10 protein-coding genes and 1 pseudogene are annotated in these 8,926 nt (G+C 42.3%); 6 read left to right on the top strand and 5 right to left on the bottom strand.

Annotated features, from left to right (window positions below):
* Together CXF82_RS10180 and CXF82_RS10175 are read right to left on the bottom strand one after the other, a co-directional pair.
* Positions 1 to 446, bottom strand: a pseudogene (locus CXF82_RS10180) (hypothetical protein); the annotation flags it as partial.
* Complete coding sequence (locus CXF82_RS10175) at positions 439 to 1,083, bottom strand: sigma-70 family RNA polymerase sigma factor (protein WP_102044133.1); 645 nt, start codon at positions 1,081 to 1,083, stop codon at positions 439 to 441. The gene CXF82_RS10175 and the pseudogene CXF82_RS10180, both read right to left, overlap by 8 nt.
* 224 nt (positions 1,084 to 1,307) lie before the next feature.
* On the opposite strand from CXF82_RS10175, the gene CXF82_RS10170 reads away from it, so the two are divergent.
* Positions 1,308 to 2,261 carry a chemotaxis protein CheV gene (locus CXF82_RS10170; protein ID WP_102044132.1) on the top strand — a complete coding sequence of 318 codons (954 nt, stop codon included), beginning with the start codon at positions 1,308 to 1,310 and terminating at the stop codon, positions 2,259 to 2,261.
* Positions 2,262 to 2,275: 14 nt separating this feature from the next.
* Here the strand turns inward: CXF82_RS10170 and CXF82_RS10165 are convergent, their stop codons facing one another.
* Together CXF82_RS10165 and CXF82_RS10160 are read right to left on the bottom strand one after the other, a co-directional pair.
* Complete coding sequence (locus CXF82_RS10165; protein ID WP_102040046.1) at positions 2,276 to 2,926, bottom strand: hypothetical protein; 651 nt, start codon at positions 2,924 to 2,926, stop codon at positions 2,276 to 2,278.
* A 112-nt stretch (positions 2,927 to 3,038) separates the two neighbouring features.
* Entirely contained in the window at positions 3,039 to 3,398 is a 360-nt protein-coding gene (locus tag CXF82_RS10160) for a DUF2750 domain-containing protein (protein ID WP_101091065.1), read from the bottom strand.
* Between the two features lie 371 nt (positions 3,399 to 3,769).
* Between CXF82_RS10160 and CXF82_RS10155 the strand changes: the two genes are divergently transcribed.
* The 4 genes from CXF82_RS10155 (at position 3,770) to CXF82_RS10140 (ending at position 6,804) form a co-directional block, all read left to right on the top strand.
* A complete protein-coding gene (locus CXF82_RS10155; RefSeq protein ID WP_101091064.1) occupies positions 3,770 to 4,960 on the top strand; it encodes a lytic murein transglycosylase in 1,191 nt (396 codons plus the stop codon).
* A gap of 127 nt (positions 4,961 to 5,087) precedes the next feature.
* Entirely contained in the window at positions 5,088 to 5,951 is an 864-nt protein-coding gene (locus tag CXF82_RS10150) for a WYL domain-containing protein (protein ID WP_101091063.1), read from the top strand.
* A 72-nt stretch (positions 5,952 to 6,023) separates the two neighbouring features.
* Entirely contained in the window at positions 6,024 to 6,506 is a 483-nt protein-coding gene (locus CXF82_RS10145; protein WP_101091062.1) for an FKBP-type peptidyl-prolyl cis-trans isomerase, read from the top strand.
* A gap of 79 nt (positions 6,507 to 6,585) precedes the next feature.
* Positions 6,586 to 6,804, top strand: coding sequence for a DUF3389 family protein (locus tag CXF82_RS10140; RefSeq protein ID WP_102040047.1), 219 nt, complete (start codon positions 6,586 to 6,588; stop codon positions 6,802 to 6,804).
* Between the two features lie 12 nt (positions 6,805 to 6,816).
* Here the strand turns inward: CXF82_RS10140 and CXF82_RS10135 are convergent, their stop codons facing one another.
* Positions 6,817 to 7,827 carry a glutathione S-transferase family protein gene (locus CXF82_RS10135; RefSeq protein ID WP_102044131.1) on the bottom strand — a complete coding sequence of 337 codons (1,011 nt, stop codon included), beginning with the start codon at positions 7,825 to 7,827 and terminating at the stop codon, positions 6,817 to 6,819.
* A 440-nt stretch (positions 7,828 to 8,267) separates the two neighbouring features.
* Here CXF82_RS10135 and CXF82_RS10130 point away from each other — a divergent pair.
* Positions 8,268 to 8,926, top strand: a 659-nt coding sequence (locus tag CXF82_RS10130) for an alpha/beta hydrolase (RefSeq protein WP_102044134.1), incomplete at its 3' end; no start/stop codon positions are given.

The raw sequence follows: 8,926 nt of genomic DNA, 5'->3' as shown, positions 1-8,926 counted from the left end.
TGCTCCGGTATTTCTCCACCAGCCTCGATATGCAGTAAGCTAGCGCGTGCCTCACCACTGTCAGTTTCAAGTCGCATTCGACTAATTTTACCTAAGCCATTCCAAGTCCCACTAATCTGCTGCCTTAAAGCATTCGGTAATTGATATTCATGCCCTTTTACTGTGACGATGGCACTCTTGGACTGTCTTTTGCTTGCAGACGATGGGGTTAAAAGCATAATGCTATTTAACATATCATCAAGGTCAATACTGGTTTCTAGTTCATCAGCCGCGGCATCTTCTTCAATTAATGCAATATGTGCATGCTGCTGAGTCATAGTGGTCAGTTTTTCTTGGCATATTGAGCAAAGTTCACAATGAGCAGATAACGCGGTTGTCATTGCTAGATTGAGGCAGCCCTTAGCATGTTCAAGTAACATGTCATCATTTGGATGGTAATTAATCATGGTGTTTCTCCAAAATGCTTCTAAGTTTGACCAAACCCAATCTTAATCTTGATTTAACGGTGCCTAGAGGAACATTCAGTTTACTTGCGAGTTCCTGCTGGCTTAGCTCTTGTAAGTAAATCCCCCTGACAATTTGCTGCTGTAGTGGTGGTAGCTCATCGACATGCTTCATTAACTTGTTGGTCAGCATGTGATCTTCTGGCTCAACATGCTCAACGGTTTCAAAAATAGGCCAAATATCATCACTGACCGTATCTTCTCTGTTGTGCTGAACTTTGCGCAGCATATCAAAACAGCGATTGCGCATAATGGTGAATATCCAAGTTGTTACAGCGCCTTTGTCTGCGTCAAATAGATGCGCCTTAGTCCACACTGCTGTCATTGTTTCTTGCACCAGATCCATCGCTAAGCCTTGGGTGGATAATCGTTGATTACCAAAGGCTAAAATTTTGGGCGCAAAATAGCCAAACAGCATCGCGTAGTCAGATCTGCTACGGCTGTTAGCAACACTAATAAGCTTTTCTTTTAGTTGTTCAGTTGTTATATCGGAATTTTTTTCTTCCATATAGGGCTTATTGTAGAGGACATAACCCTTAGCATAACGACTTTGTGAACGTTGTGATTGAATATTTTGCATTATTCTCACTCTGTGTTGTAACGCCGCCGATACTTTAAGTATCAGCTCTTTAACGTTATTACGCAGCTAGTGGCAGAATGGATCAGGCTATTGGTTACTTTCTGCCGATAGGAGATGAGGTACTTTTAATGAGATGCATGCCTTAAAGTTAGCTTTCGCTTAGTGATTTTATACTCTATATCGTTATAATCGTCGTTCTTATAGTACTTTAGGTGTGAAGTCTTATGGCGCAAATGCTTGCAAGTGTTGATCAGCGTACAAAGCTTGTTGGTGAAAACCGATTGGAACTTTTGTTGTTCAGAATTAGTGTGACGCAATTATTTGCCATTAATGTTTTCAAAGTAAAAGAAGTGGTAAAAATGCCACCTTTAAGTACTTTGCCTGGCAGTCACCCTAGTATCATTGGTATCGCTAACCTACGTGGGTTAGCAATCCCAGTGATTGATCTTCGTAAAGCCATCGGCTTCAGACCTTCAGTTGTGCATGAGAACAGTAACCTCATTATTACTGAATACAATCGTTCAGTGCAGGGATTCTTAGTCGACAAGGTTGAGCATATTGTCAACCTGACCTGGAGCGATATTTTACCGCCGCCTAAAACAGTAGGGCGAAATAATTATCTCACGGCAATAACGCGGGTTGAGTATCAAGATAAACAAGAATTAGTGTCAATTATTGATGTTGAAAAAGTACTGGCTGAAATTATTCATTACGATATTAAGTTATCTGAAGGTGTATTAGATCAACAATTACTGCCATTAATGCAGGGAAGAAGGGTACTCATCGCGGATGACTCGGCCACCGCAAGGCGTCAAGTCAGAGAGACATTAGAACAATTAGGCTTAGAGGTGATTGAAGTCTCAGATGGCTTGATGGCATTAAATCAATTAACCCAATGGTGCGATGATGGTATCGATGTAACAGAGCATATCATTATGTTGATCACCGATGCAGAAATGCCCGAAATGGATGGCTACAAGCTGACCCACGAGATCCGTAACGACAAGCGTATGAGTAACCTTTATATCACCTTGAATACGTCACTGAGTGGTAGTTTTAATAATGCGATGGTTGAAAAGGTGGGTTGTGATCGCTTTATCTCGAAATTTCAACCTGATCTGCTTGTCGAAGTTGTGCAAGATAAATTGCGCCAATCAGAATTGATTAAGGCGCAGTAGAGCCAGTAGATAATTTAGCCCTCTTGCTCTTGTTCTTGCTTTAAGTCATTAATGATCTGTCGCTTAAGTTCTGGAGCAGCAGCAATATTTATCTGTGCGACTCGAATAGCATAACCAAACCGCTGTTTACCAACAATGCTAATGATGTCTTCTAAAAAACGTTTATCGAGCACAAATTGTTTAGCGTAGAACTTAATTGCTTGAGTGACTGAACTGTAATTGACGCCATCAAAACTAAAGTCCGCGTCATAACCATAGTCATCAATGGTGACACCAGTAAGACTCAATGGCCAAGCTGGATAGTTAACTCTATCCCTGGCTATTTCATACATCATCCAAGCACTTTTTTTAAATCCACCAAAGACTTTGTCTTCAAACTCTGATTCTTCGAGCTCTTGTTTAGTCCAATTGATACCAATGGCGAGATGCTTTTCATAAATTCTCATTAGCTCATCTTTGACCGCCATTTTACAATCCCAGATAGAGGTCAGCTTATGCTGTTTAGCAATTTTGCAGCACTCTTTACACGCGGGAAGCATAAGCGATGGGTGCGGCGTGTAGTGCTCTTTGATATAACTCAATTGCATAGAACTGGGTTCGCCACAAAACCAACATTGGTGTCTGCAGTCAAATGGGATGTCGATTAAAGGGGCTAATTCAAACACAATGGCTCACTTAATAGCATTGATAAAGATTGGATTTTTACTTAAAAAGAAAGCGCACAATCACAGATGATTGGCGCTTACTTTTAATGTTTTATTCGCTTTGGAGAAAGATTTACTCTTCTTCAACATTAACGAGTGAAGTGGCTAGCACGATTGGATCGATTTCAAGGCAGTCTTGTTCTGCAACCCAATCAACACCGACGAGTACACCATCGTCATTTAGATCAGCAACCCAAAAATCTAAAAATTCATTAAGTGTAATGGCAACCGCGTTATAACCATGCCATTCTTCAGTGCAATGGCTTTTAGCTTGCGCTTCTTCCGACCATAGAGGCATCACATCAGTCGCTTCGAATTCAGATGAATCACATACGACCCAACCTTCACCTGTTTCATCTTGCAGGCCCCAAACCACTTGGTGTTGCTTTACGTTATTAATAAAGCTTTCTAATGCTGGAGTGATCTCAGTCATGATTAATCTCTTTTGGTTATTGGAAGATATCGATTATATCCACTCACAATAGTCTGCAACTGCATGTTACTTTTAGCAAGTTATTTAATGTTTTTCGACGACGTTTTTAGCGCGATGAGCTTAGGTGTTTATAGGCTAACGGGCGGAAATTGAGCGGTTAAGCAAATGAGTGAAGATAACTGCAATAATGACATTGATTTAGTCTATATTAATGCTGCAGGATGTTGTTTTTCGAGTAAATCAGCTTACAGGTCCAAATAGAGTGTTTAATGAATTAAAGATCATCATTTAACTCACCCGTTTAAGGTAAGCTTCATCTCTACACATCAAAGTAACACGTTAGTGTCATTAAATTTTTTGGGAGTCTTCTCTTGTTTAAATCAATCCCCCTGGCAGCAACGCTTATATTAACAAGTTCCACCGCTATCGCCTCAGTGGCTTCTCCTGACTGGGGAACTTGTGTGGCTAATCTTCAGCAAACGGCCAAATCTCAAGGTTTGTCGCAACATACCATTGATACAACACTCGCGAATGTAAAATATGTGGCTAGAGTGATGGAACTGGATAATAAACAACCTGAATTTAGTTCCTCGTTTGAAAATTACTTCACTAAGCGGGTTACCGATTGGCGAGTTCAACAAGGGCGAAAGCTCTATAAAGAGCACAAAGCACTGCTGCAAGGCTTAGCAAAAGAATACGGTGTTCCCCCGCAGTACTTATTAGCATTTTGGGGACTTGAAACTAATTTTGGTTCATATAAAGGTAAGATGTCGGTGCTGAATTCTTTGGCAACATTGGCATGTGATCCTCGTAGAAGCCAATACTTTACCACTGAGTTGATGCAAGCATTAAAGCTAAAAGAGCAGTATGGCTTTGATGAAAAACAAATGGTGGGCTCGTGGGCGGGTGCCATGGGACATACACAGTTTATGCCGTCTGCTTATGCTAAATATGCGGTCGATGGTGATGGTGATGGTAAAGCCGATCTTTGGAACAGTACGGAAGATGCGCTTTCATCTGCAGCCAATTTTTTGCAACATTTAGGCTGGAAGAAAGAGGAACGTTGGGGGCGTGAAGTGACACTACCGGCGGATTTCAGCTACGCATACCTTGGGCGATCTGAGGCGCAGCCGCTCACTAAGTGGGCAGAGCTTGGCTTGAGACAAACCAATGGAAACGCACTTAGCACACCGGATATGCAAGCTGCGTTATATTTGCCATCAGGGCATACTGGACCGGCTTTTTTAGGTTATGACAACTTCAATGTGATAATGAAATGGAACCGCTCTACGTTCTACGCCATTGCCGTTGGCCATCTTGCTGACAGAATAAACGGCGCGGCAGGGCTTAACGTTAACCCGCCTAAAATGCCTAATTTAAGCCGAGCAAGGGTAAAAGAGTTACAGACTCAGCTTAATGTTCTCGGTTTTGATGTGGGTAAACCTGATGGGATTTTGGGTTCTAAGTCATTAAAGGGCTTGCAAGCATTCCAAAAAGACAAGGGTTTAGTTGCTGACGGCTATCCGAGCGAAGCGACGTTTAAGGCCCTTGCCGTAAAGTAATCATTAGCGGCTATTAGGCATATCGTTTTCCAATAATGAAGATGCAATCAAAAAGATTGCATCTTTTTTGTTGATCCATTAGATTGAATTCCATCAATAAAGTTATCGACTGGAATGGCTTATATCAATGGACAACCTCTCCCACGCACAACGTCAACGTTTAGCATTTATCGATTTCAGCCTACAGTATTTTGGTCAAGTCTCCCGTCAGGATTTAATTAATAAGTTTGCCACCGGACTTGCCGCCGCTACACGTGATTTTCAAAGTTATAAAACATTGGCGCCAACCAATATGCGCTTGGTACATCAAACGAAGTGCTATCATCGTTTACCCGAGTTTACCGCGCTATTTACCCACGAGCCCGAAGCTATACTGCACGGGCTGGCTAAGGGCTTTGGCGATGGTTTATCACACCCCATAAAGCCGAGCGCAGTGTGTATTGACGCGATACAGCTTATTCACCCAAATACAGAGATTATTGCGGCGTTAATGCGAGCCATTCAAGCTAAGCAGGCACTTGCTATTGAATATGTGTCGGTGTCATCGGGCAAGAAACAACGAGAAATAGTGCCCCATGCATTGGTTAATAACGGCCAGCGTTGGCATGTGCGCGCTTTTGACAGAGCAAACCAGGTGTTTACTGATTTTGTTGTGACACGAATTAAGACAGCTTCGATGTCAGATGTAAGTGCTAAATCTTTGGAGACTTGCGAAAATGACCAATATTGGCAGCAAGAAGTGCAGCTAACGCTCATTCCTCACCCCTCTTTAGCTCACCCTGAGGCAATAGAGCTGGACTATCAAATGGTCGACAAACGCCTTAGCTTAAAGTGCCGGGCATCGTTAGCGGGTTACCTGCTTCGGCAATGGAGCGTTGATTGCTCTGCAAAGCATCAGATTGGTTCAGGAGTATGCCAATTAGCATTGGCCAACCATGAGGTGCTGCAGCAGATAGAACATTTGACCATAGTACCTGGCGCCAAATCGTAACAAGAGATAACACTAGTGGCTTTGAAAGACTTTTGTTAAGCTCACGCAACAAAATTTGAGTTAAGGATTACCATGAGTATTAAAGACAATTCTGTAGTGCAATTTAACTACACACTACGTGATGAACAGGGCGAAGTTTTAGAGAGCAATAAAGACCTTGAGCCGATTGCGTACCTTCATGGTCACAACAATATGATGCCTGGTGTTGAAAAAGCACTTGTGGGAAAAGACGCTGGCGCTACTTTTTCAGTCACACTGCCAGCAAGCGAAACTTACGGTGAGCGTAATGATGATGCAGAGCAGCGTGTTTCGGTTAAGCATCTGCAAGGCGCTAAAGTGTGGAAAGCGGGTATGCGTGCATTGATTAATACCGATGACGGTCAACGTCAGGTGACTATTATCAAAATGGGTAAGTTTATGGCGACTGTGGATGTTAACCATCCTCTTGCGGGCCGTGAATTAACATTTGATATTGAAGTGGCTGATGTTCGTGATGCAACACCTGAAGAGGTTGCCCACGGCCACGCCCATGGTAAAGGTGGTCACCACCACTAAGCTGATTTAATCGGCAACAAAAAAGCCCAACATTGTTTGGGCTTTTTTGATTAATGAGTCAATACTGCAGAGACAAAACATGATCATAGAATTAAGCAGTGGCAAAATGGTACTGAGTCCATTTGAAGTTCAAATCAGACTAAATAATCAGTGTCAGCTTTATGCGATGGTGGAAGATATTAAGTTTCATCCAGATGCATTAATGATGGTTGCTGATGCTGGCGCCGTTCGTTGGAGTATTAAATTGGACAACAACGAACAGCTACAAACAATAAAAACAGAACTCGGGATTGGCTAGCGAAGCTTACATTCATGGCCTCATATCTTGTCGACTATGGGGTTGGTTAAAATCAAGTTCCGGTCCGTTGGGAACAATCCGAGTTGGGTTAATCATGTCATGACTGAAATAGTAATGCTGCTTAATGTGCTCAAGATTTACTGTCTGCGACACTCCCTTCATTTGATAAATATCTTTCACATAACCGGAGAGGTTAGGGTAGTCCTCTATGCGCTTTTTATTGGTTTTAAAGTGTCCAACATAAACAGCATCAAAACGAATTAAGGTGGTAAACAGACGAATGTCAGCTTCAGTAAAGACATTACCAGTGAGGTAGCGTTTAGTTGTAAGCCGCAGTTCTAGCTTATCGAGTGCATCAAACAGTTGCTGGTAAGCGTCATTATATGCGGTTTGGCTGGTGGCAAAACCGGCTTTATAGACACCATTATTAATGCTGCTATATATCCATGTGTTTAATTCATCAATTTCAGTTTGTAATTGCAGCGGATAAAAATCACGGTCGTTATCAACTAAATGATCAAACTCACTGTTCAGCATCCGTATAATTTCAGCTGATTCGTTACTGACAATGGTGTGTGTATGCGAGTCCCATAGCACAGGTACTGTAACGCGGCCGTTATAGTTGGCATCTGCTTTTTGATAGATTTGATAGAGAAAATTGGCAGCGTTTAATGCGTCGTGTTGAGCACCATCGATATGATGTGCGATTTCGCTTTGGTTGACGCCAGAAAACTCCCAGCCATTAGCGAGCATATGCGGTTCAACCACTGTAACGCCTATTATGTGTTGTAGGTTTTTCAATTGTAGATAGATTAATGTTCGATGCGCCCACGGACAAGCTAATGATACATAAAGATGATAGCGATTTTTTTCGGCTTTGAACCCCAGTGTACCCGCTTTTTTAGGCTGCCCATCTAGGGTTATCCAGTCTCTAAAGCTAGATTCTGAGCGGCTAAACTCGCCAGCCGTTTTATCTGTTGGATACCATTTGTCGATCCATTGACCATTATGCAGTAAGCCCATTATGTTCGATTTCCATTTTATCTATTATTAATAATCACAGCTTAGTTGCCAGAAGGTCGACATTAAAGCGCATTTAGTGGTTTAAACCTTTCTATTAAATATGTGTTATACCAATTCCATTAAATAGTTGCTCATTCAGCGGGAATTAAAATTACTTTAGGCAAGCAAGTGGGTTGTAGCTAATAGTTATTCTATATCGAAAGCCACATGCGCAGTATTAAAGTGATTTTAAACCCGCACGTTGTGAGCTTCTCAGGACTTTTACTCCTGCGTTGCATCGCCTTAAAAGGGAATAACCATTTCTTCCACAATGCGCCTGGAATTGAAAGCCCTGAGAGAGCTCTGAATTGGTCACATATTTAATGGAACTGGTATTAACAGCTCTGCTCCTGATATTATTGCGCGCAGTTAATTAGCCATTGCCATTGAAAAGGAACGTCATGTTAGATAAGCCGTTAGAGAGAATTACAGTCGAGCCCATCACTAAGGCAACTGCCTGTGTGATTTGGCTGCATGGGTTGGGAGATTCAGGTGCAGGTTTTGCGCCTGTGGTGCCAGCATTAGGGCTGCCAAGTGATCATGCTATTCGATTTATCTTTCCCCATGCCCCAGAGCAAGCTGTCACCATTAATGGTGGCTATGTTATGCGTGCATGGTATGACATAAAAAGTATGGACTTGCATGACCGCGCTGACATGCAGGGGGTTATAGAAAGTGAAGTTCTCATCAGATCGCTTATTGATGAACAAATAGCGTTGGGCATTGAGTCGAGTAATATCGTGCTCGCAGGATTCAGCCAAGGCGGTGTAATGAGTTTGTTTACCGGCTTAAGACTGCAACATAAATTGGCAGGAATAATGGGGTTGTCGTGTTATTTGCCTACTGCTGATAAATTGCCAAATGACCTTGCGAGTGTGAATGCATTGACCCCAGTACTTCAGCAACATGGTGTTCAGGATGAAGTTGTCCTATTAAGTGCAGGGTTAATGGCATTCGAACTTCTTAAAGAGCAAGGCTATGTTAATCAGTGGCAAACCTATGATATGGGACATAATGTGCTACCGGAACAGCTGCGTGACATCTCAAAATGGCTACAAAA

Origin of the sequence: Shewanella sp. GutDb-MelDb, assembly GCF_002836075.1 — a bacterium.
Classification (GTDB): Bacteria; Pseudomonadota; Gammaproteobacteria; order Enterobacterales; family Shewanellaceae; genus Shewanella.
This window is presented reverse-complemented; position numbering and strand designations above follow the sequence as displayed.